The organism is Pseudomonas sp. GM74 (genome assembly GCF_000282455.1).
Lineage (GTDB): Bacteria > Pseudomonadota > Gammaproteobacteria > Pseudomonadales > Pseudomonadaceae > Aquipseudomonas.
The window spans coordinates 60,473-82,904 of the sequence record NZ_AKJG01000155.1; the positions used below are offsets into that span (position 1 = coordinate 60,473).

Sequence of the window (22,432 nt, forward strand, 5' to 3'; positions counted from 1 at the left end):
CAGTGCGTTTCCTCGAGGGCAATCAATGTGTGGGCGTGGGGCGCCAGGCCTGCCAGGCGGCGATCAGCAGCCCGAGCAGGATAAACCCGCCAGGGACCAATGTGGCCAGGCGCAGGCCACCGTCAGCCATTAGTATCCAGCCTTGCCAGTCAGTTTGTATCGCGTCGAAAAGCCACGATAGATGGTTTCCAAGAGTTCCATTGCCGATGAGTTCGCGCAGCAGGCCCAACGCGATCATCAACGTGGCAAACAGGCCGTTGAGTCGCAGGCGTTGACGCCAATCGTTCTGAAAGAACCCGGTGTGTTCCAGTACGACGCATTGCAAGGCGATCAAGGCGCCGTAGAACCCCAGATGCTGCTGCCATTGCAGCGACCAGGCTTGTGCCATGAGTTCCGCGCAACTGGTGAGTGTGGCCGCCAACAGGATGCTGGTCAGCAAGCGGGTCGCCGGGACCAGTCGGGATCGCAAGGCGCCCATGGCCAGGCTGAACAACTGGGTGACCACCATGAACATCAGGCACAGGCCAACCGCGGCCGTCAACGAGTGGGTGGCGCCGATCAGCGGCGTTAGCATCAAGGTGTTGCGCAGAATCGGTGAGTTATCCATGGGCAGGGATTCCGAGCAGTTGTTGCCGGTGTTCATCGAAGTAGCGCAAGGCGTCGTGGACGGCATTGATCACCGCTCTTGAAGTGATGGTTGCGCCTGCGATCTGATCGAATTGCCCCTGATCCTTTTTCAGCGCCCAGCCGCTGTCACCGGGTTCTGTTCGAGATTTGCCGGAAAAGACCTGGAGCCAGGCATTGGGCCAGTCGGCGATCCGCGCGCCCAGCCCTGGTGTTTCCGACTGTTTGAGGGTTTTGACGCCCAGCAACCTGCCATTGCCGTCGATAGCGATCAACAGGTCGATGGCGCCGGCGTAGCCAAGGGTTTGACTGCGCAGCAACACCGCGACGGGTTGATCGGCCCGGGTCGCCAGATAACCACCCAGCAAGGAGCTGTTGGTCAGTGCGGTTGCTTCAATCTTTATCGGGTGTTCGAGTGGTTGATTGTCGTAGCTGTCCGGCGCGATCAGGTCCAGCAGATGACGGCTGTCGATCAGGCGCTGTTGGGCTGCAATGCGTGGCGCACTGCCGAGTTGCACGAAGTAGGTCATGCCAAGGCCCAGTGCGGCCAACAGCACCACAAGCGCGATGCTTGATGTCCGGTTCATGGCGCCGCCGGCTGTTGCCTGGCCGCCACGAACCGCTCCAGCGCCGGCACGCACAGGTTCATCAACAGCACGGCGAAGGCGATGCCGTCCGGGTAGCCACCCCAGGTACGAATCAGATAAGTCAGAAGCCCTACGCCGACGCCGAACAGCAATTTCGCGCGTGGGTTTCTGGCGCCGGACACCGGTTCGGTAATGATGAAGAACGCCCCGAGCATGGTCGCGCCAGTCAGCAGATGAAACAACGGCGAGCCATGGGAGTCGGAGCCCGAACCGTTCCAGCACAGCAGGCTGACGATGAACAGGCTGGCCAGCATTCCGAGCGGTGCATGCCAACTGATCACCCTTCGTTGCAGGAGAAACATTCCACCCGCCACAAAGGCCAGGTTCAGCCATTCCACCCCTCGGCCGCCAAAGTGGCCGAATGCCGGGTTGTCGGCAAACAGTTCATCCATGGTCAGGCTTTTGTTGATCCGCAGACTGTCCAGTGCCGTGGCCTGTACCCATGCATCCGGCGCCTGGCCGACACCGAACACGTGCCCTAAACCGCTCAGCAGATCCATGCCATGGGGGGATGGCCAAAGGGTCATTGGTTGGGGAAAGGTCACCAGCACCAGGGCAAGACCGAGCATCGCCGGGTTGAAGGGATTCGAAGCGACGCCGCCATACAAGTGCTTGCCGAACACCATCGCAAAAACAGCAGCACTGAGGGGCAGCCACCATGGGCAGTAAGGCGGCAGCGCCAGAGCCAGCAATGTGGCACTGACCAGCGCGCTGCCGTCACTCAAGGTTGGCCCCGGCGGTCGCTTGCGCAAATGCACGACGACGGCCTCGACGGCCAACGCGGCAGTGGCCGCCAGAACCAGATTGATCAAAACGCCCCAGCCATACAGCCAGAACGCTGCCAGAATTCCCGGCAGCGTGGCCAACAGCACCAGTTTCATCGCCTGTTGCAGGCGATCATCAACTGCGTCAAGGGGTGGCATGGGCGTCCACCAGGCGTTCGGCTTCAGCGAGTGCGCGCTCCAGGGCTTCGATTTGCTCCGCCGCTGCTTCGTTGGTCCGAGCCTTCTTGAGTTCGGCGCGGCGCATGGCCAACTGGATCTTGGCCCGTTTCAGATCGGCATCATTTGACGACACAGCTGCGACCGTCGGTGCAGGGGCCGATGGGGCGACGCTTTCCAGTTGCGCCAGGTTTTGTTCGGCGGCTTCGAACTGTTGTTGCAGGACAATCAACTGCGATTGCTGTTCGAAGGTCGGTGGATGTCCGAAGGCCCTCAGCGATTTGTGCAACTGCGCCCGACTCATCGCCACATCGATTTTGGCCTTTTTCAGCGCGGCATCGGCATTGGCGGTTTTCTGTGCGCGGACGCGCTCGAGGGCCGCCTGCACCGGGTCGGCTGTCGTCTCGGCAGGTTGCGCCGCTCGCTGCCTTGCCTGGCGTTCGGCGATTTTCTGTTGCTCCTCACGCTGCAAGCGAGCATTGCGTTGTTCGAAACGCCGTCGTGCGTGATCGCGCTTGACGGTACGGGCCTGCCGCGCCTGCGGTGTGAGGGCCAGGCCCCCGACAACGGGCAGTACCGTGTTCGGCGGCAGTGGGCGCATTTCGATGCAGTCCACCGGGCAGGGTGCCACGCAGAGGTCGCAACCGGTGCACTCATCGATGATCACCGTGTGCATCAGTTTGGCCGCGCCGACGATGGCATCGACCGGGCAGGCCTGAATGCACTTGGTGCAACCAATGCACTCGGCCTCGCGGATGTAGGCGATCTGCGCCGGGGCAGAGCCACGGCTGACATCCAGCTCCAGCACCGGCACCTTCAGCAGTTCGGCCAGGGCCGCGATGGTTTCGTTGCCGCCGGGCGGACACTTGTTGATCGGCTCGCCATTGGCGATGCCTTCGGCGTACGGCTTGCACCCGGGGTGGCCGCACTTGCCGCATTGGGTTTGCGGCAAGAGGGCGTCGATGCTTTGAATCAGACTCATGTTTTGATCAGTCCGCTGAATCCGAGAAAGGCCACTGCGATCAGGCCGGCGCCGATCAGGTCGATCGGCAAGCCGCGAAAGGGCAGGGGAACATCGTTGTCGGCCGTGCGTTCACGTAAATCAGTGAACAGGCTCAACACCAGCCAGAAGCCCAGCCCTGCACCGAGGCTCATGGTCGTGGCGTGAAAGAAACCCTTGTCTTCCTGAGCGTTGAGCAAGGTCACGCCGAGCACGCCGGCATTGCCCAGCAGCAACGGCCAGAGGCCTTCGAACGGCAGTGTCGAAAACACCCGTGCCAGCAACTTCAGCAACGGGCTGATCAGCAACACGCTCAATGGCAGAAAAACAAACAGACGCAGTGGCGTCAATTGCAGTGGCACCAGCAGCCATTGATAGAGCGTGTAGCCGAGCATGCCCACGACCAGCATCAGGCAGGTCGTCGCAATACCCAAGGCATGGACCTGACGGCGCTGGCCGGCCAGCAGCGGATCGACGGCCAACGGCCAGTGCAACACGATGTTGTTGATCAGGGCGGCGCTGATAAGCGTAAGCAGGATTTCGGTCATTGTTCGTGCCGGCAGGAACAGGGCTTTTTAGCGTAGTTGTCTAAAAAGAGTAGGCATTATCCGGCAAGGCGGGAGGGGGGGCCAGACATGAAAATCCCGCAGCCGCGCCAGGCACGACTGCGGGATCGATTTGCCGCAGACCTTACTTGATGCGCTGGCCCGGCTTGGCGCCGCTGTCAGGGCTGAGCAGGTAGATCTCTTCACCGCCAGGGCCGGCCGCCATCACCATGCCTTCGGAGATGCCGAACTTCATTTTTCGTGGCTTGAGGTTGGCGATCATCATGGTCAGTCGACCATCGAGCTTGGACGGATCCGGGTAAGCGCTCTTGATCCCGGAGAACACGTTGCGTTGCTCGTCACCGATGTCCAGGGTCAGGCGCAGCAGCTTGTCGGCGCCTTCCACGTGTTCGGCCTTGACGATCAGGGCAACACGCAGGTCGACGGCGGCAAAGGTGTCGAACTCGATTTCCGGCGACAGCGGATCCCTGGCCAGTTCGCCATTGCCGGCAGGTGCGGCTGCGCCGGTGTCGGTCTGGCTGGCGGTCAGGTCTTCTTTCGAGGCGTCGGTCATGGCTTGTACCTTGACCGGGTCGATTCGGGTCATCAATGGCTTGAACTCGTTCAACTGGTGATTGCCGAGCAAGGTCGCGTGGTCGCTCCAGGTCAGCGGCGCGACGTTGAGGAACGCCTCGGCATCGGCGGCCAGCAGCGGCAACACCGGCTTGAGGAAGATCACCAGTTGGCGGAACAGGTTGACACCGGTGGCGCAGATGGCCTGCACTTCATCCTGTTTGCCTTCCTGTTTGTTCAACGACCACGGTGCCTTGTCGGCGATCCAGGCGTTGGCGCGGTCGGCCAGGCCCATGATCTCGCGCATGGCGCGGGCGAAGTCGCGGGCTTCATAGGCGTCGGCGATGCCTGGCGCGGCGGCCAGGAAGGCGTCGGTCAGTTCAGGCGCGGCGTTGGTGTCGACCATCACGCCGGCATTGCCCTTGTTGATGAAGCCGGCGCAACGGCTGGCGATGTTGACGACCTTGCCCACAAGGTCGGAGTTGACCTTCTGCACGAAGTCTTCGAGGTTCAGGTCGAGATCGTCGACGCCACGGCCCAGCTTGGCCGCGTAGTAATAGCGCAGGTATTCCGGCGACAGGTGGTCCAGGTAGGTCCGGGCCTTGATGAAGGTGCCGCGGGACTTGGACATCTTCTGGCCGTTGACGGTCAGGTAGCCGTGCACGTTGATCCCGGTCGGCTTGCGGTAGCCCGCGCCTTCGAGCATGGCTGGCCAGAACAGGGCGTGGAAGTTGACGATGTCCTTGCCGATGAAGTGGTACAGCTCGGCGGTGGAGTCCTTGCCCCAGAACGCGTCGAAGTCCAGCTCCGGCGTGCGGTTGCACAGGTTCTTGAAGCTGGCCATGTAGCCGATCGGCGCATCCAGCCACACGTAGAAGTATTTGCCCGGCTCGTCGGGGATTTCAAAACCGAAGTACGGCGCATCGCGGGAGATGTCCCACTGTTGCAGGCCCGCATCCAGCCATTCGGCGATCTTGTTGGCCACGGCATCCTGCAGGGTGCCGCTGCGGGTCCAGGTCTGCAGCATTTGCTGGAAGTCTGGCAGCTTGAAGAAGAAGTGCTGGGAATCCTTGAGCACCGGGGTGGCGCCGGAGATTGCCGACTTCGGATCCTTCAGGTCGGTCGGTGCATAGGTCGCGCCGCATTTTTCGCAGTTGTCGCCGTACTGGTCTTCGGTGCCGCATTTCGGGCAGGTGCCCTTGATGAAGCGGTCGGCCAGGAACATTTTCTTTTCCGGGTCGAAGTACTGGGTGATCGAACGCGTGGCGATGTGCCCGGCGTCACGCAGCTTCAGGTAGATCTGACTCGACAGCTCACGGTTTTCTTCGGCGTGAGTGGAGTGGAAGTTATCGAAGTCCACCAGGAAGTCGGCAAAGTCGGCACTGTGTTCAGCCTGGACGTTGGCGATCAGTTGTTCCGGGGTGATGCCTTCCTTTTCCGCGCGCAGCATGATCGCCGATCCGTGGGCGTCGTCGGCGCAGACATAAATGCATTGGTTGCCGCGGTGCTTCTGGAAGCGCACCCACATATCGGTCTGGATGTACTCCAGCATATGGCCAAGGTGGATCGAACCATTGGCATAGGGCAGGGCGCTGGTGACGAGGATCTTGCGTGGCTCGGACATGGGGCTCGGCTACTTGATGAAACGGAGGTCGGCCACTATAAAGCGCCGGCGCATATTTTTCACCCCCGTGCCCGTATCCACGGTCCCCGTAGCAGCTGGCGAAGCCTGCGTTCGGCTGCGCAGCAGTCGTAAAACCAGGCGCCACGGTGTTTCAGGTAACCCGGGTTGTCCGGATTGGCGACTGCTACGCAGCCGAACGCAGGCTTCGCCAGCTGCTACGGGGCGTCTCGCCACAGGATATTTGTGACATTCTGAAAGCATGCCGCCCAGGCTTTAGAACAGGTACGATACCCACCATCTTTTCCAGTCCTGTTTTCGGAGTTGCCCATGAGCGCCGTCAATCGCGCAGCGGTGGAAGCCGTCCTTCGCCAATACACCGACCCTTACCTGAACCAGGACCCGGTCAGCGCCGGGTGCGTGCGCAACATCGAGATCCAGGGCGAGCGCGTCAGCGTTCAGCTAGAACTGGGTTATGCCGCCGGTCTGTTCAAGAGTGGCTGGGCGCAGATGCTGGAAATGGCCATTCAAGGACTGGATGGCGTGGCAAGCGCCAAGGTCGAAATCACCAGTGTGATCGCTGCGCACAAGGCTCAGGCGCAGATTCCGGGCCTGGCGAACGTGAAAAACGTGGTGGCCGTGGCGTCCGGCAAGGGCGGCGTGGGCAAATCCACCACGGCGGCCAACCTGGCCCTGGCCCTGGCCCGTGAAGGCGCCAAGGTCGGGATTCTCGATGCGGACATCTACGGCCCGAGCCAGGGCATCATGTTCGGCATCCCCGAGCGCACCCGTCCCGAGGTCAAGGACCAGAAGTGGTTCGTTCCGCTCAAGTCCCATGGCGTCGAAGTGATGTCCATGGCCTTCCTGACCGACGACAACACGCCGATGGTCTGGCGCGGGCCGATGGTTTCCGGCGCCCTGTTGCAACTGGTGACCCAAACCGCGTGGGGCGATCTGGATTACCTGGTCATCGACATGCCGCCAGGCACCGGTGACATCCAGCTGACCCTGGCGCAGAAAGTGCCGGTGGCCGGTGCGGTCATCGTGACCACCCCGCAGGACCTGGCATTGCTGGACGCGCGCAAGGGCGTGGAAATGTTCCGCAAGGTCAACATTCCGGTGCTGGGCGTGGTGGAAAACATGGCCGTGCACATCTGCTCCAACTGCGGACATGCCGAGCATCTGTTCGGTGAAGGCGGGGGCGTGAAGCTGGCCAACCAATATGGCGTCGAGCTGCTGGCCTCGTTGCCGCTGGCGATGGCCATCCGCGAACAGGCCGATGGCGGCAAGCCAACAGTGATCGCCGATCCGGACAGCCCGATTGCACTGGTTTACCAGGAGCTGGCCCGTCACGTTGGCGCGCGGATCGTGTTGCAGGAAGCTTTGACGCCGGCGATGCCGAATATAAGCATCAGCGACGATTGAGACCTGTAGCAGCTGCCGAGGCACGAGGCTGCGTTGCGTGTCCGCAGGACCGCCTTCGGGGCCGCTGCGCAGCCCGACGCAGCCTCGTGCCTCGGCAGCTGCTACAAGGGTTTTGGGTTGGGTTTAGAGGCGCAACCCGCCATCCATCTCCAGAATCCGACCGGTGTAGTAGTCGTTCTCGAAGATGTAAGCCGCCGAATGGGCGATTTCTTCAGGTTTGCCCATGCGCTTGAGCGGGATCCCGGCAGTCATCTTCTCCAGCGCTTCAGGCTTCATGCCCAGGGTCATTTCGGTTTCGATGAAGCCCGGTGCAATGCCGGCGACACGAATGCCGTAGCGTGCCAGTTCCTTGGCCCAGGTCACGGTCGCCGCGGCGACACCGGCCTTGGCGGCGGAGTAGTTGGTCTGGCCGACGTTGCCGGCGCGGGAAATCGACGAGATATTGATGATCGCGCCACTGTTGTTCAGCTCGACCATTTTCGCCGCGACTTCACGGGTGCACAGGAACACGCCGGTCAGGTTGACGTCGATGACGGCCTGCCACTGGGCCAGGCTCATCTTGGTCATTTCGCCATCCTTGACCTTGAGCAACAGACCGTCGCGCAGGATCCCGGCGTTGTTGATCAAGCCATGGATCGCGCCGAAGTCTTCAGCGACCTGGGCAACCATGTGGGTGACTTGCTCTTCGTTGGCCACGTTGCACAGGTAGGCGCGGGCCTCGACACCCCGGGCCTTGCAGGTCGCGACGGCGTCGTCGAGTTTTTCCTGGTTCAGGTCCACCAGTGCGAGCTTCGCGCCCTTGCCTGCGAAATACTCGGCCATGGAGCGGCCTAAACCCTGGCAACCGCCAGTGATAATGATTACTTTGTCAGTGAGTTGCATTCGCATGCCCCGGTAGCAGGTCTGAGTGGTTTCCTTTAGAGAGCCTCTCGATCTGCGCCAGACCTGGCTTGGCTGCACATGAGAACTGCCCCGATGGCATGCTGGAACTTTAACCAGCAGCTCGTCCGTTTTTCTGACGGATTCTATTTAAGGAGTCATAAATTGAGCGTTGAAGCGGCTAAGCATGCACGAGAATTGCTCCTCAAGGAATACCGTGGGGTGCTCTCGACGCACTCAAAATCGATGCCCGGTTTTCCGTTCGGCTCCGTGGTTCCGTACTGCCTGGATGAGCAGGGCCGGCCGCTGATCCTGATCAGTCGCATCGCCCAGCACACGCATAATCTGCAAAAAGATCCGAAATGCTCGCTCTTTGTCGGCGAACGTGGTGCTGAAGATGTTCAGGCCGTTGGTCGACTGACTTACCTGGCCGAGGCCCGGCAGCTCGAAGACGAATCCGCCATCGAAGCCGCCTGCGAGCGTTACTACCGCTATTTCCCGGAGTCGCAGGGTTATCACAAGGCCCACGATTTCGATTTTTGGGTGCTCGAGCCTGTACGCCACCGTTACATCGGCGGTTTTGGCGCGATTCATTGGGTCAACGACCTGACCCTGGCCAACCCGTTCGCCGGCAAGGCCGAAGTGAGCATGGTCGAGCACATGAACGCCGATCACGCCAAGGCCATCGCCCATTACGTCGATCTGGCCGGGTTGCCGAAAAACGTGGCGGCGCAAATGGTCGGTATCGATACCGAAGGCATGCACCTGCGTATCGGTCAAAGTCTGTACTGGTTGCCGTTTCAAGCGCCTTGTAATACGCCGACACAAGTCCGCGAAGCCTTGGTTTCTCTGGCTCACGCCGAGCATTGGCCGAAAAATGAAGTGGCCGATGCTTGAATTCACGAAACGGCGACGTCATCTAAGGTGAACTGGCAAGGCATTCTTGCGTTGAGGAACCATTTGATGCGCCCTTTTTTGTTGCTCTTTCTGCTGTTCCCGGTGTTGGAGCTGTTCGTATTCGTCAAGGTGGCAGGGTCCATCGGGTTTTTCCCGGCCCTGCTGCTGATCATTCTCGGCTCGATGTTCGGCGTGTTCGTGCTGCGCATCGCCGGCCTGGCCACGGCCCTGCGTGCCCGTGAAAGCCTGAGCCGCGGCGAACTGCCGGCCCAGACCATGCTCGAAGGCCTGATGCTGGCATTGGCCGGTGGCCTGCTGATTCTTCCGGGTTTCATCAGCGATGTGATCGGCCTGTTCATGCTGCTGCCGTTCAGTCGTCGCCTGCTGGCCAATAAAATGCGCCAGCGCGCCGAGGAGCAGGCGATGCGTCAGCGAGCGTTCGCCGATGACCTCCAGGCCCGTGGCGGCCCGGCGCCTCGCGAGCCGCTGGGCCGTGAGCCCAACGTGATCGAAGGCGAGTTCGAACACCGCGATACCAAGTAATTCACACATTGACACGGCACCTTCGGGTGCCGTGTTCGTTTGCGGGGCAGCGAACTGAAAATTTTTCGCTCCCTGCCCTTGTAATAAGCTTATGCGCCCTTATGTAACGGTCACCGCAAGGTTTCTGGCGAACACGCCAGACAGACTTCCGCGGTTCGCTTGACGAACCGCACCCGGCACCGCCGGACTTTGTTAAACCCGCCGGGACTACACCGGCCGATGAAAACCACAATTAGGAGAGATCGACAATGAAGCTTCGTCCTCTGCATGACCGCGTCGTCATCCGTCGCAGCGAAGAAGAAAAGAAAACCGCTGGCGGTATCGTCCTGCCAGGTTCGGCTGCTGAAAAAGCCAACAGCGGCGAAATCCTCGCTGTAGGCACCGGCCGCGTACTGGAAAACGGTGAAGTGCGTGCACTGTCCGTGAAAGTGGGCGACAAGGTTGTGTTCGGTCCTTACTCCGGCAGCAACACTGTGAAAGTCGACGGCGAAGACCTGCTGGTAATGAGCGAGAACGAAATTCTCGCCGTTATCGAAGGCTGATACCCCCGTTCATTTTCCCGCTACTACAAAGTATTTAAGGAATATCGATCATGGCTGCTAAAGAAGTTCTGTTTGGCGATTCCGCCCGCAAGAAAATGCTCAAAGGCGTCAACGTCCTGGCTGACGCGGTAAAAGCGACCCTGGGCCCGAAAGGCCGTAACGTGATCATCGAGAAGAGCTTCGGCGCTCCGACCATCACCAAGGACGGCGTTTCCGTCGCCAAAGAAATCGAACTCGAAGACCGTTTCGAAAACATGGGCGCGCAGCTGGTCAAAGACGTTGCCTCCCGTGCCAACGATGACGCTGGTGACGGTACTACCACCGCTACCGTTCTGGCTCAGTCGATCGTCAACGAAGGCCTGAAAGCCGTCGCCGCCGGCATGAACCCGATGGATCTGAAGCGCGGCATCGACAAGGCGACCATCGCCATCGTCAAAGAGCTGAAAAACCTGTCCAAGCCATGCGCTGACACCAAGGCCATCGCTCAGGTTGGTACCATCTCCGCCAACTCCGACAACTCCATCGGCGACATCATTGCCGAAGCCATGGAAAAAGTCGGTAAAGAAGGCGTGATCACCGTTGAAGAAGGCACTGGCCTGGAAAACGAACTGTCGGTTGTAGAAGGCATGCAGTTCGACCGTGGCTACCTGTCCCCGTACTTTGTCAACAAGCCGGAAACCATGGTTGCCGAGCTGGACAACCCGCTGGTTCTGCTGGTCGACAAAAAGATCTCGAACATCCGCGAAATGCTGCCAGTGCTGGAAGCCGTTGCCAAAGCCGGCCGTCCACTGCTGATCGTTTCCGAAGACGTTGAAGGCGAAGCCCTGGCGACTCTGGTCGTGAACAACATGCGTGGCATCGTCAAAGTCGCAGCCGTCAAGGCTCCAGGCTTCGGCGACCGCCGCAAGGCCATGCTGCAGGACATCGCCGTTCTGACCGGCGGTACCGTTATCTCCGAAGAGATCGGCCTGAGCCTGGAAGCAGCCACCCTGGAAAACCTGGGCAGCGCCAAGCGCGTGACCATCTCCAAGGAAAACACCATCATCGTTGACGGTGCTGGCGTAGCAGGCGACATCGAGTCCCGCATTGCTCAGATTCGTGCTCAGGTTGCCGAAACTTCCTCGGACTACGACCGTGAAAAACTGCAAGAGCGTCTGGCCAAGCTGTCCGGCGGCGTTGCAGTGATCAAGGTTGGCGCTGGTTCCGAAGTAGAAATGAAAGAGAAGAAAGCCCGCGTTGAAGACGCCCTGCACGCTACCCGTGCAGCCGTTGAAGAAGGCGTGGTACCTGGCGGTGGCGTTGCGCTGATCCGCGCTCTGCAAACCCTGAACGATCTGAAAGGCGACAACGCTGATCAGGACGTGGGTATCGCTGTTCTGCGCCGTGCCGTTGAAGCACCGCTGCGTCAGATCGCTGCCAACAGCGGTGACGAGCCAAGCGTTGTGGTCAACGAAGTCAAGAACGGCAAAGGTAACTTCGGTTACAACGCTGCGACTGGCGAATACGGCGACATGATCGAAATGGGCATCCTGGACCCAACCAAGGTTACCCGTTCCGCGCTGCAAGCTGCATCGTCGATCGGCGGTCTGATCCTGACCACCGAAGCTGCTGTTGCTGACGCACCGAAGAAAGACGGCGGTGCTGGCGGCGGTATGCCAGACATGGGCGGCATGGGCGGCATGGGCGGCATGATGTAAGCCAGCCTTACCCCTGTACGAAAAAACCCCGCCTGCGAAAGCAGGCGGGGTTTTTTATTGCCCGGACTTCAATGTTCACATCGATCCATTGTGGGAGCGGGCTTGCCCGCGATGGCGTCAAGTCAGGCGCTGACCGGTTCTGCATTCATCTCGCGATCAGCCCTCAAGGCCGGTCGATACAGAACGTAGTAATACGACCCCAGACAAATCAGCCAGCAGAACACCGCCGTCCACACGTTGTGCGAGAAGAAGTGTGCGCCCTGCATCATCCGCCCGATGGAGAACACCGAGCCGAGGGCAAAGGCGAAGACCAACGCTGCGCGAGCCATGCGCGGGCGACGGTCACGCAATACGAAAAACAGGGCAAACAGGGTGAAGCCGGTGGCTGCATGGCCGCCGGGCCAGCAACGTCCCGGTTTATCGGTATGCGGGCGAGGGCTCAACAGTTCGCTGTACGTCTCATGGCCGCCGAATTGCTCAAGGCTCCATGGGCATTGCACCGCCGTCACCGCTTTCATCGGCGTGACAAACGACGTCGCCAGCCCCAGCGAGAGCACCAGGCAACCCAGTTCCCGCTTGAACGGTTTGAGCCTGGCCATGAAGAACGAGGCGATGAAGCCGAGGATGGCAAACACCGAGAAGGCGATGACCACTTGCTTGGCGCGATCGTGCAGGATGTCCTCGAGGAAGTAACTGTGGCGTCCGATGAATTCCCCGGCGACCGGGTCGTAAAACAGCCTGGCCAGGTCCATGTCCAGACTGGTCAATTCGAGCAACACCAGAATGATCGCGGCAACGGCAGGGACTCCAAGGCACACCCAGAAATTGAGCGGACGAGGAGCGGGGCGGGCTAGGGTCGAAACCATGCGAGTTCCTTGGTCGGAAAAGTGTTCTGAAATGCGCAGCCGCGCAGAGTTTGAACCCGATTATGTCGTCAACGTGTGAGTCGATAGTGAAAAAGTCGTTAATGCAGCAAACGTTTGATTTCAACGGTTACAGCAGCATGCAATCCTAGCCCTGAGTCACACTTGGCCTTAAGCTGCGCGGGCCACGACGGCCGTTACTGTGGACGGAGAGATACCCATGCGAATTCTATTGGTTGAAGACAACCGCGATATCCTGGCCAACCTGGCCGATTACCTGGGGCTCAAAGGCTATACCGTGGATTGCGCTCAGGATGGTCTGTCGGGCCTGCATCTGGCGGCCACCGAGCACTACGATTTGATCGTGCTCGATATCATGTTGCCCGGCATCGATGGCTACACCTTGTGCAAGCGCCTGCGCGAGGATGCTCGCCGCGAAACGCCGGTGATCATGCTCACGGCCCGCGATCAATTGGATGACCGTCTGCAAGGCTTCAAGTCCGGCGCCGATGACTACCTGATCAAACCGTTTGCCCTTTCAGAGCTGGCAGCGCGTATCGAAGCGGTCATGCGCCGTACCCAGGGCGGCGGGCGACGGACCTTGCAGGTCGGCGACCTGAGCTACGACCTGGACACCCTGGAAGTCACTCGCGAAGGCCGGTTGCTGAAACTCAACCCGGTCGGCCTGAAGTTGCTGGCCGTGCTGATGCAGAAAAGCCCTCATGTGCTGCGCCGTGAAATTCTTGAAGAGGCGCTCTGGGGCGACGACTGCCCGGACAGCGACAGCCTGCGCAGCCATGTCCACCAATTGCGCCAGGTGATCGACAAGCCTTTCGCCAAGCCATTGCTGCAAACCGTGCACGGTGTGGGGTATCGCCTGGCCGAGGGCCGTGATGGAGTTTAAGCAGAGCCTTGCTCAACGCATCATCATTGCCTTTGCGCTGATGAGCGCACTGGTGGCGGGCGCCTTTGCCATGGGCATCGTGGCGACCGTGCACCTGGTGGAGGAAAAGCTGATTTCGGCCGGTCTGGGCGGCGATTTGCAGCGCCTGTTGTTGATGGACAATGTCACGGACTGGAGCCACCGCCCCGAACCGGACCAATTGTTCTACTTCAGCAACGGGCCGGGCGATTTCAGGTTGCCCAAGGATTTGCGGCACCTGGAGCCGGGTTTCCACGAAGTGTTCCGTGAAAACCTGTCGTACCACGCCATGGTCGAAATCGTTGACGGCCGACGTTACGTGCTGTTGCAGGACCAGAGCGACTTCGAAGAGCGTGAACGGGTGCTGTTTGCCGTGGTGCTGGTGGGTTTCGTGCTGAGCCTGGCACTGGCGGTGTTTCTTGGCTGGGTGCTGGCACGCAGGGTCATGGCGCCGGTGGTGCGGCTGGCCCGCCAGGTGCGCCATCGCGATCAACTGCTGGGTTTGGCTCCCCCCTTGGCGCCGGATTACGCCGCTGACGAAGTGGGCGAACTGGCCGTGGCCTTCGACGCCACCCTCGGACGCTTGCGTCAGGCCCTGAACCGCGAGCGTTTGTTCACCAGCGACGTCAGCCACGAATTGCGTACCCCCCTGATGATCCTGGCCAGTTCCTGCGAGTTGCTGCTGGAAAACCCAGGTATCGATCAGCGCGGTCGCGCTCAGGTCGAGCGTATTGCCCGGGCATGTGAAGAAATGCGTGAGCTGGTGCAAACCTTCCTGATGCTGGCCCGTGCCCAGCGCGAAGATGCCAGCATGTCGCCGCAGCAGTCCCTGGGCCAGGTGGCCGAGGACCTGGTCGGTCTGTGGCGCGAACCTATCGAAAGCAAAGGGTTGGAACTGATCTTCGAACCGGGCGACCCCGAGGTCAAGGGTTACAACGCGACGTTCCTGCATGCGGTAATGGGGAACTTGCTGCGCAACGCCTTGCACTACACCGAACGGGGCTTCATTCGCTTGAGCCTGACGGGCACGGGATTTCTGGTCGAAGACAGCGGTGTGGGCATTCCCGAGGAAAAACGCGAGGCGATGTTCGAACCCTTCGTTCGGGGCACTGAAAAACGCGGGGAAGGTTTGGGCCTGGGGCTTTCACTGGTGCAGCGGATCTGTGAAAACCAGGGCTGGAACGTCAGCCTGACTACGATGGAGCCCAGTGGCTGCCGTTTTCAGGTGGAGCTGTCTCGAACATGATCTGTTGTGTCAGGCACCCGGCAAACCCTATCAATTCTGAAAAACCCTGTAATACTTCCGGGCTTCGCCTAACGATATTTTCACAAATGGATGACCAGTCGTCGACACCGCAAAATCTAAGGTAGTTGCTATCAGAAGTTCAGGAGACCTGATGATGGACGGCCCGATCAAACTCGATTTTTCGGAAAAGTACGACGATCAACACGCGCAACGCTATTTGCGCAAACACAAGGAAGGTCTCGGCCGTCAATTGTCCCATTGGCGTGATGAGCAAATGGCGCGTAAGGCGTTGGCCCTGGTTGGCGAACCTGGTCTGGTCCTCGATTTACCTTGTGGTGCAGGACGTTTCTGGCCCTTGTTGGCGGAAAAATCCAACCGCGTGATCATCGGTGCCGATAATTCGGAGTCCATGCTGAAGATCGCAACCCAGGCGCAACCTGTCGATGTGGTGAAACGGGTACAACCCTTGCACACATCCGCATTCGACATCGCCTTGCCGGACAACTCCGTCGACAGCATTTTTTGCATGCGATTGCTCCACCACATTGGTGAAGCCGAGCATCGCATGGCTATTTTGCGTGAATTCGAGCGGGTTTCCCGTGATAGCGTGATCCTTTCGCTGTGGGTCGATGGCAACTTCAAGGCCTGGAAACGCAAGCGTTCGGAGAAAACCCGTGGGCAGGAAGGTTACCAAAACCGCTTTGTGTTACCGGTCGCTACCGTAGAAAAGGAATTTGAGCAGGCGGGTTTCCGCATCCAGGAACAACTGGACTTTTTGCCGCTCTATGCCATGTGGCGAGTTTATGTATTACGCAAGAGGTAACAGGATGGCAGTGCAGTGTGCAGCAGAAACGGAAGTCGTTCCCCAGGATCGCTTCGATTACTTCTGGAATCAGCGCGGTGAATGGGTTGAAGAACCCAACGTCCGTCGCGGCGGGGAAAGCGGCGTTCAACGCCTGATGGGCAGTGATGGTCAATTGCTCTACGTCAAGCGCCAGACCGGGCATATCCATCGTAGCTTGCAGCACCCTTTCGGGCGGCCTACGGTAATGCGCGAGCATGCTGCGCTCATAGGCGTGACCGCACTTGGCGTACGGGTTCCGGAAATCGTTTTCTGTGGCGCACAGGGCGATCCTGTACACAAGTGGCGTGCTTTGCTGGTCACCAAGTCGCTGGACGGCTACGAGGAAATCGATCGCTGGTACGCCGGTGGCGGTCGCGAGCGTCATGGTGAAGCCATAAACGACCGAGTGCTCAAGGACCTGGCTGAAAACCTGGCTCGCATGCACAAGGGCCGCTGGCAGCACGGTTGCCTTTACGACAAGCATGTTTTCGTTCGCGTGACCGGTGAGGGCGAGACGGCCAAGGTCGAGGTTGCCCTGATCGATCTGGAGAAATGCCGACAGCGTTTGACCGCCAATCGCGCAGCTGTCCATGACTTGAAGCAGTTGCGTCGCCACTCGTCGTTCAGCGATGCAGACTGGAAAAAGCTCATCTACTTTTATGAGACGGCGTTTGGCAGCGCTATCAAGGGTTTATAGCGATGAAACTCGAAATTGCACGAGGTTTGTTTCTGGTAGGAGCCTTGGCAGTTGCATCGATCGCGATGGCAACCTGGGAGCAACCACGCCCCCAGGTTCTCAGTTCGATAAACGCAGAAGAACATTGTCCGTTGCCACGGGTTGCCAAGGCATCCGTGTCCACTCGACCCGATCATGACTTGTTGCTGTTCATGTTCGGTCTTTCTCAGGGATTGAGGCCGCAGAGTTGAACCGATTGAAGCCAAAATGAAAGGCCTCGCACTTGCGAGGCCTTTTTTTGCCCTGATTTTCAACCTGCACGATTCAATGCGGGAGCGGGCTTGCTCGCGAAAGCGGTGTGTCAGGCAACATCTTTGTTGAATGTTGAGCCGCATTCGTCGGAACGCCGCCCGGAGCAAGCCCGCTCCCACAGGTTTCTCTGCATCAGGGTTTATCCGGTTTGGCCAGCACCGTGTAGACGCACGGCAACACAAACAGGGTGAACAACGTGCCGATCGACATGCCCGTCGCGATGACCGTGCCGATGTCGAACCGGCTGACCGCACCAGCACCGCTGGCGATGATCAATGGCACCATGCCAAACACCATCGCCGCGGTGGTCATCAACACCGGACGCAGCCGGATGGCCGCCGCTTCCTCCACCGCTTCCCGTGCGGTCAGGCCCTTGTCCTTGCGGAGCTGATTGGCAAACTCGACGATCAGGATGCCGTGCTTGCTGATCAGCCCGATCAAGGTCACCAGCCCGACCTGGGTATAGATGTTCATGCTCGACCACCCCAGGAACAGCGGAATCAATGCGCCGCAGATAGACAGGGGTACGGTGACCAGGATCACCAGCGGGTCGCGGAAGCTTTCGAACTGGGCCGCCAGCACCAGGAAAATGATCGCCAGTGCCAGGGCAAAGGTGACCCACAGGGCACTGCCTTCCTGTACGTACTGCCTCGATGCGCCGGCGTAGTCGAAAGCAAAGCCGGCGGGGGCCTCTTCCCGGGCGATCTGGCGCACGAGGTCGATGGCTTCCCCCATGCTCACCAGCGGCACGCCGGACAGGATGGCCGAGTTGAGTTGCTGGAACTGGTTCAGTTGCCTCGGTCGAGCGCGGTCGGTGACGGTGATCAGGGTCGACAACGCCAACAGTTCACCCTTGGTGTTTTTCACGTAGTAGTTGTTGAGCCAATCCGGATTGTCACGGAACGGCCGCTCGACCTGGGCAATGACCTTGTAGCTGCGACCTTCAATGGTGAATCGGTTGATCTCGCCTTCACCCAGCAGGGTCGCCAGGGTTCCCCCCAGGTCCTGCATGGAAACTCCCATCTGCGCAGCCTTGGCGCGGTCGATATCCACCACTACCTCCGGCTTGTCGAAGGCCAGGTCAACGTGGACAAACGCAAACTTGCCGGATTCCTTCGCACGTTTTTTGACCCGGTCGACCACCTGCAGCAGCAATTCGTAATCGTTGGCGGAGTTGATGACGAACTGGAACGGCACGCCTTCGCCGGTGCCCGGCAGTGACGGCAAGTTGAAGCCGAAGATCTGCAGCCCCGGGATCTTTTCCAGTTTGGCCTGTACCTCGGGCAGGATCGCCATTTGCGTTCGACTGCGATCGTCCCATGGCTTGAGCAGGAAACCGCCGATGCCCGATTGCACGCCGTTGAAGCCGTTGATCTGGAACGACGAGTAGTACTCGGGAAACGCCTTGAAGATCGAGACGAACTCGTCGGTGTAGGTGTTCAGGTAGTCGAGGTTGGTTGGTTGCGGGGCGTTGGCAATCATGAAAATGATGCCCTGGTCCTCATCCGGCGCCAGTTCAGATTTGGTGAAATTGAGAAGGACCGGGATCAGGCACAACACGATCACGGCGAACACCAGCACCACCGGCCGGGTGTTGAGGGTGCCGTGAAGCAGGCTCTGGTAGCGGCGCTTGAGGCGTTCGAAAATCATGTCCAGGCGATGGGACAGGCCGCTGGGATTCTCGTCGTGACGCAGCAGAAACGCACACATCATCGGCGACAGGGTCAGGGCGACGATACCGGAAATCACCACCGCGCCGGCCAGGGTCAGGGCGAACTCCTTGAACAGCGCCCCCGTCAGGCCGGTCAGGAAGCCGATCGGTGCGTACACCGCCGCCAGGGTGATGGTCATCGAAACCACCGGCATGGCGATTTCCCGGGCGCCTTCAATGGCGGCCTCGAGCGGTGTCTTGCCTTCCTCGATGTGACGGTGAATGTTTTCCACCACCACGATGGCGTCATCCACCACCAGGCCGATGGCCAAAACCATCGCCAGCAGGGTGAGCAGGTTGATCGAGTACCCCATCATCTGCATGAAGAACATGACGCCGATCATCGACAGCGGGATGGTCACCACCGGGATCACCACCGAGCGCAGGGCCCCGAGGAACAGGAACACCACCACGATCACGATCAGCACCGCTTCGAACAGGGTCTTTACCACTTCGTCGATCGAAGCCTGGATGAACAGGGTGGCGTCGTAGGCGATTTCACCTTTCAGGTTCGGCGGTAGCTGGGCCTCCAGGTCCGGCATGATCTTGCGCACTTCCTTGATCACTTCCAGCGGGTTGGCGCCGGGCGTCGCCTTGATACCGATGTACACCGAAGGGGTGCCGCCGAACGAGCTGATGGAGTCGTAGTTTTCCGCCCCCATTTCCACACGTGCCACATCCCGCAGCAGCACACGGCTGTCGCCATCGACCTTGAGCGGAATTGTCCCGAAGGCTTCGGCGGACTTGAGTTCGGTATTGGCGTTGATGCTGGTGACCACGTATTCGCCCTTCACCTCGCCGGCGGCAGAGAGGAAGTTGTACTGGCGCACCGCGTTGGTCACATCGCTGGCACTGAGGCCGAATCCCGCCAGCTTCATCGGGTCCAGCCACAGGCGCATGGCAAATACCTGGTTACCGAGGATCTCGGCTTCGGCCATACCGGGCAAGGTCGCCAGCTTGGGCTGGATCACCCGTGACAGATAATCGGTAATCTGCGGGTTGCTCAACTCCTTGCTGAAGTAGCTGATGTACATCAGCACTGACGCATCGGCAGACTCTTTGCTCAGCACCGGGTCTTCAGCGTCCTGGGGCAGCTGGTTCTTGACCTCGTTGGCCTTGGCCAGCAGCTCGGTAAACAGACGGTCGCTGTTGGAGCCGACGCGCGCGTAGATCGAGATCACCGAGAAATTCTGGCGACTGACCGAGGTCATGTAGTCGATGCCCTCGGCGCTGGCCAGGCTTTGCTGCATCGGTTGGGTGATGTAGCCCTGGATGGTCTCGGCGTTGGCCCCGGGGTAGGCGGTGGTCACCGTGATCAGGGCGTTTTCCATTTGCGGGTACTGGCGTAGCGGCAGCTTGCTCCAGGCCTGGAAGCCCAGCAGCACGATCAACAGACTGACCACGGTAGCGAGAACCGGACGGCGGATGAACGGGTCGGTAAAAGCCATGGGAATTCCTTGATCAGTCCGCGCGTGTCGGGCTGTTCTGCCCGGCCAGGGTCTTGTCGTCGCTGATGGCAACGCGTGAGCCGTTATCCAGTTTGAGCTGGCCGGCGGTCACCACTTTCTCGCCGCTCTGCACACCTTTGGTGATCATCACTTGCCCGTCGCGGCGTTCACCGGTCTCGACAAAACGCCGTTCGGCGATCAGCACCGGCTGGCCCTTGTCGTCCTTTACCAGGCTGCCATCCTCGGCCTTCTTTGGTGTGGCCACATACACCGAGTTGCCGTAGAGCGTGTAGGTAATCGCGCTTTCCGGTACCACAATGCGCGGCTGCGGGTCGGGCAGGAGCACCTGGAGGCTGGCGAACATGCCTGGCATCAACTTGCCATCGGGGTTGGCCAGGGTGGCGCGGACCTGCACGTTACGGGTGCTGTTCTCGACTTTAGGGTTGATTGCACTGATGGTGCCGGGGTACTCCAGGGTCGGATACGCCGCGACAATGACCTGCACCGGCTGGCCAAGCGCAATCTTCGGCACCGACTGCTCGGGCACGAAAAAGTCGACGTACAGACTACTGAGGTCTTGCAGGGTGGCGATCATGGTGCCGCTGGCCACATAGTCGCCGACGTCCACCTGACGAATGCCGATGGTGCCGCTGAACGGCGCGATGATGCGTTTTTTCTCGAGCGCGGCCTTGAGCTGATTGACCGTGGCCCTGCTCTTTTTCAGGACCGCCGAGAGTCGGTCGAACTCACCTTTGGAGATCGCCTGGCTGCCCACTAGCTGGCTGCCACGGTTGTAGTCCAGCTGGGCCAGCCCGAGGTCGGCCAGGGCGGTTTCGAGCAAGGCGCTTTCCACGGCGCTGTCGAGCCGGACAATGGGCTGACCGGCCTTGACCTTCTGCCCTGACTCGAACTGGACATCGATGACGGTGCCATCGGTCTCCAGGCTCAGGTCCACGCCCTGCAATGCCTTGAGCGTGCCAACGGTGGGCAGACGGACTTGCCACGGGCGCTCGGTGGCGGTGGCCACGGCAACGCTGATGGCCGGCCGGGGCACAGAGAAGCCTTGAACCATCGTGTAGATCGAGAAGGCTTTGTATGCAGCCAGGACCAGCACAATCAGTAGAACCACACCCAACATGATCAGCATGCGGCGACGCAGCATATTCCAGTTCCTTGGAGAGAATCAGGTGAGACAGCGGGGCACATTACCGGGAGTGTAGAGGGTAATCCAACTGCCGTTTTTACAGGTTATGAGGTATTAGAGGGGTGAAAGCCTGAAAAGATTCGCCGCTTCGGGTCGCGCCTGCGGGGTATACGTCATCCCGATGCAGGCGCGGCCCAGGGGGGCGATCTTTTCAATGATTCAGGCCATCAGGTGCAGATGGTTGTCCCAGAGCCCTGCGGGTAGCTCCAGTGGTTTTGCGACCAGGTTTGTCTGGCGGCAGTCGTAGTAGCGGCAGCGCCCCTGGCCCGAGGTCACGACAAAACCATCGGCCACGACTCCGACCCCGGCGCAATCGGGCAGTGGCGCGTCAAGGCGTACTTCACCGCTGTCCAGGTCCCAGATGAAAAAGCGGTTGCCCCGCGGTGCGGTCAACGCTACCAGGCGCAAGTCGCTGTGTACCGCGACGCTGGCGGTGTAGTGCCCCATGGCCTGCAACTGGTGCTCGGGCACCGGGAACGCGACGAAGGGCTGACCGGGCCGCTTGATCGCCAGCAACTCCGACGACTCGTGAGCCGCGCCCATGAACTGCTGGCTGGCGACGATGGTGCCGTCGCTGGCGATGGCCAGATGACGCACGCTGTTCATCTGCTGGGCGAGGGTTTCCTTGCTCAGCAGGGTGCCGTCACGATGCATCAGGACCAGGCTCGGTTCCATGGCGTTGAGATTCATCTCCACCCGGCTTTCGGCCTCGGTGCGAATCCCGCCGTTGGCCACCACCAGGGTTTCGCCATCGGGCATCCACGACACCTGGTGCGGACCGAGGCCGTGGGTGGAAATCTCACCGCTGTGCACCAGCCGTTCGCCTTCGAATCTGTACACGCCGAGCAGGCCGCGACCCGGATCGGTGGTGTCGTTTTCGGTGGCGTACAGCCAGTCGCCGCTGTGGTGAATGACCGCGTGCCCGTAGAAGTGCCGGTTCGGCTGTGACACCAGGGTTTGCAAGAGTGCACCGTTGCGCAGGTCGATCAGGTAGCTCTCGGTCCCCGGACGGCGAGCGACGAACAGCGCGATCGGCAGTGTCGGGTGGTTGACGATGTCGTGGCAACGCTGGCCGACCCGGGTGGCAAACACCTGGGTACCATCCAGACGATAACCGACGGCGTAATGCTGGCCGTCGGTATCGTCCCGTGCCGAAAGCAACAACGGACTCTTGTCCTTTTGCCTGAACAGCTTCCAGCCACCCAGCGTCACTGCACCCAGCAACAAACTACCTAATGTCAGAACCTGGCGTCGCAGCATGGAACCGTCCCT

The 22,432-nt window shown here is 60.1% G+C and carries 21 protein-coding genes; 10 read left to right on the top strand and 11 right to left on the bottom strand.

The genetic code is table 11. The annotated features are described in order from the left end of the window. Nucleotides 1-22: 22 nt before the first annotated feature. From PMI34_RS02970 to metG, 6 genes are all read right to left on the bottom strand, one after another. A complete protein-coding gene (locus tag PMI34_RS02970) occupies nucleotides 23-607 on the bottom strand; it encodes an Rnf-Nqr domain containing protein (RefSeq protein WP_008053530.1) in 585 nt (194 codons plus the stop codon). After that, complete coding sequence (locus tag PMI34_RS02965) at nucleotides 600-1,211, bottom strand: RnfABCDGE type electron transport complex subunit G (RefSeq protein ID WP_008053531.1); 612 nt, start codon at nucleotides 1,209-1,211, stop codon at nucleotides 600-602. The genes PMI34_RS02970 and PMI34_RS02965 overlap by 8 nt, the downstream gene beginning before the upstream one ends. Next, complete coding sequence (locus PMI34_RS02960) at nucleotides 1,208-2,194, bottom strand: RnfABCDGE type electron transport complex subunit D (protein ID WP_008053532.1); 987 nt, start codon at nucleotides 2,192-2,194, stop codon at nucleotides 1,208-1,210. The genes PMI34_RS02965 and PMI34_RS02960 overlap by 4 nt, the downstream gene beginning before the upstream one ends. After that, nucleotides 2,181-3,194, bottom strand: a complete 1,014-nt coding sequence (gene rsxB / locus PMI34_RS02955) for an electron transport complex subunit RsxB (RefSeq protein WP_008053533.1) — start codon at nucleotides 3,192-3,194, stop codon at nucleotides 2,181-2,183. Before rsxB ends, PMI34_RS02960 begins: the two co-directional genes overlap by 14 nt. After that, nucleotides 3,191-3,760 (bottom strand): electron transport complex protein RnfA, encoded by a 570-nt coding sequence (locus tag PMI34_RS02950; protein WP_008053534.1) that lies wholly within the window; start codon nucleotides 3,758-3,760, stop codon nucleotides 3,191-3,193. The genes rsxB and PMI34_RS02950 overlap by 4 nt, the downstream gene beginning before the upstream one ends. Nucleotides 3,761-3,902: 142 nt before the next feature. Further along, nucleotides 3,903-5,954 carry a methionine--tRNA ligase gene (metG, locus tag PMI34_RS02945; RefSeq protein ID WP_008053535.1) on the bottom strand — a complete coding sequence of 684 codons (2,052 nt, stop codon included), beginning with the start codon at nucleotides 5,952-5,954 and terminating at the stop codon, nucleotides 3,903-3,905. A gap of 327 nt (nucleotides 5,955-6,281) precedes the next feature. Between metG and apbC the strand changes: the two genes are divergently transcribed. Further along, nucleotides 6,282-7,376 carry an iron-sulfur cluster carrier protein ApbC gene (apbC, locus tag PMI34_RS02940; RefSeq protein ID WP_008053536.1) on the top strand — a complete coding sequence of 365 codons (1,095 nt, stop codon included), beginning with the start codon at nucleotides 6,282-6,284 and terminating at the stop codon, nucleotides 7,374-7,376. Between the two features lie 123 nt (nucleotides 7,377-7,499). Here apbC and PMI34_RS02935 read toward each other — a convergent pair whose 3' ends face one another. After that, the gene (locus PMI34_RS02935; RefSeq protein WP_032829901.1) at nucleotides 7,500-8,258 is read right to left on the bottom strand and encodes an SDR family oxidoreductase; all 759 of its coding nucleotides are present in this window, start codon (nucleotides 8,256-8,258) and stop codon (nucleotides 7,500-7,502) included. A 162-nt stretch (nucleotides 8,259-8,420) separates the two neighbouring features. On the opposite strand from PMI34_RS02935, the gene PMI34_RS02930 reads away from it, so the two are divergent. From PMI34_RS02930 to groL, 4 genes are all read left to right on the top strand, one after another. Then, entirely contained in the window at nucleotides 8,421-9,152 is a 732-nt protein-coding gene (locus PMI34_RS02930) for a HugZ family pyridoxamine 5'-phosphate oxidase (protein ID WP_008053538.1), read from the top strand. A 66-nt stretch (nucleotides 9,153-9,218) separates the two neighbouring features. Beyond that, nucleotides 9,219-9,695, top strand: coding sequence for an FxsA family protein (locus PMI34_RS02925; protein WP_008053539.1), 477 nt, complete (start codon nucleotides 9,219-9,221; stop codon nucleotides 9,693-9,695). A gap of 248 nt (nucleotides 9,696-9,943) precedes the next feature. Then, nucleotides 9,944-10,237, top strand: a complete 294-nt coding sequence (locus PMI34_RS02920) for a co-chaperone GroES (protein ID WP_007985847.1) — start codon at nucleotides 9,944-9,946, stop codon at nucleotides 10,235-10,237. Nucleotides 10,238-10,287: 50 nt separating this feature from the next. Beyond that, nucleotides 10,288-11,934: a chaperonin GroEL gene (groL, locus tag PMI34_RS02915; protein ID WP_008053540.1), complete on the top strand. Its 1,647-nt coding sequence runs from the start codon at nucleotides 10,288-10,290 to the stop codon at nucleotides 11,932-11,934. Between the two features lie 122 nt (nucleotides 11,935-12,056). On the opposite strand, the gene PMI34_RS02910 is transcribed toward groL, so the two are convergent. Then, nucleotides 12,057-12,800 carry a phosphatase PAP2 family protein gene (locus PMI34_RS02910; protein ID WP_008053541.1) on the bottom strand — a complete coding sequence of 248 codons (744 nt, stop codon included), beginning with the start codon at nucleotides 12,798-12,800 and terminating at the stop codon, nucleotides 12,057-12,059. A gap of 217 nt (nucleotides 12,801-13,017) precedes the next feature. Between PMI34_RS02910 and colR the strand changes: the two genes are divergently transcribed. From colR to PMI34_RS29450, 5 genes are all read left to right on the top strand, one after another. Then, entirely contained in the window at nucleotides 13,018-13,701 is a 684-nt protein-coding gene (colR, locus tag PMI34_RS02905; RefSeq protein ID WP_007985839.1) for a two-component system response regulator ColR, read from the top strand. After that, a complete protein-coding gene (locus PMI34_RS02900) occupies nucleotides 13,691-14,965 on the top strand; it encodes a sensor histidine kinase (RefSeq protein WP_008053542.1) in 1,275 nt (424 codons plus the stop codon). Before colR ends, PMI34_RS02900 begins: the two co-directional genes overlap by 11 nt. Nucleotides 14,966-15,119: 154 nt before the next feature. Beyond that, on the top strand, nucleotides 15,120-15,788 hold the full coding sequence (locus tag PMI34_RS02895; protein WP_032829902.1) for a class I SAM-dependent methyltransferase: 669 nt from the start codon (nucleotides 15,120-15,122) through the stop codon (nucleotides 15,786-15,788). A gap of 4 nt (nucleotides 15,789-15,792) precedes the next feature. After that, nucleotides 15,793-16,506 (top strand): lipopolysaccharide kinase InaA family protein, encoded by a 714-nt coding sequence (locus PMI34_RS02890; protein WP_008053544.1) that lies wholly within the window; start codon nucleotides 15,793-15,795, stop codon nucleotides 16,504-16,506. Between the two features lie 2 nt (nucleotides 16,507-16,508). Beyond that, nucleotides 16,509-16,736 (top strand): hypothetical protein, encoded by a 228-nt coding sequence (locus PMI34_RS29450; RefSeq protein WP_081498116.1) that lies wholly within the window; start codon nucleotides 16,509-16,511, stop codon nucleotides 16,734-16,736. Nucleotides 16,737-16,929: 193 nt separating this feature from the next. Here the strand turns inward: PMI34_RS29450 and PMI34_RS02885 are convergent, their stop codons facing one another. The 3 genes from PMI34_RS02885 to PMI34_RS02875 all read right to left on the bottom strand — a co-directional run bounded on the left by PMI34_RS02885 (nucleotide 16,930) and on the right by PMI34_RS02875 (nucleotide 22,420). Beyond that, nucleotides 16,930-19,956 carry a multidrug efflux RND transporter permease subunit gene (locus PMI34_RS02885; protein WP_008053545.1) on the bottom strand — a complete coding sequence of 1,009 codons (3,027 nt, stop codon included), beginning with the start codon at nucleotides 19,954-19,956 and terminating at the stop codon, nucleotides 16,930-16,932. A 13-nt stretch (nucleotides 19,957-19,969) separates the two neighbouring features. Next, complete coding sequence (locus tag PMI34_RS02880; RefSeq protein ID WP_008053546.1) at nucleotides 19,970-21,118, bottom strand: efflux RND transporter periplasmic adaptor subunit; 1,149 nt, start codon at nucleotides 21,116-21,118, stop codon at nucleotides 19,970-19,972. Nucleotides 21,119-21,319: 201 nt separating this feature from the next. Next, nucleotides 21,320-22,420, bottom strand: coding sequence for a DUF1513 domain-containing protein (locus PMI34_RS02875; protein WP_008053547.1), 1,101 nt, complete (start codon nucleotides 22,418-22,420; stop codon nucleotides 21,320-21,322). Nucleotides 22,421-22,432: the final 12 nt, after the last annotated feature.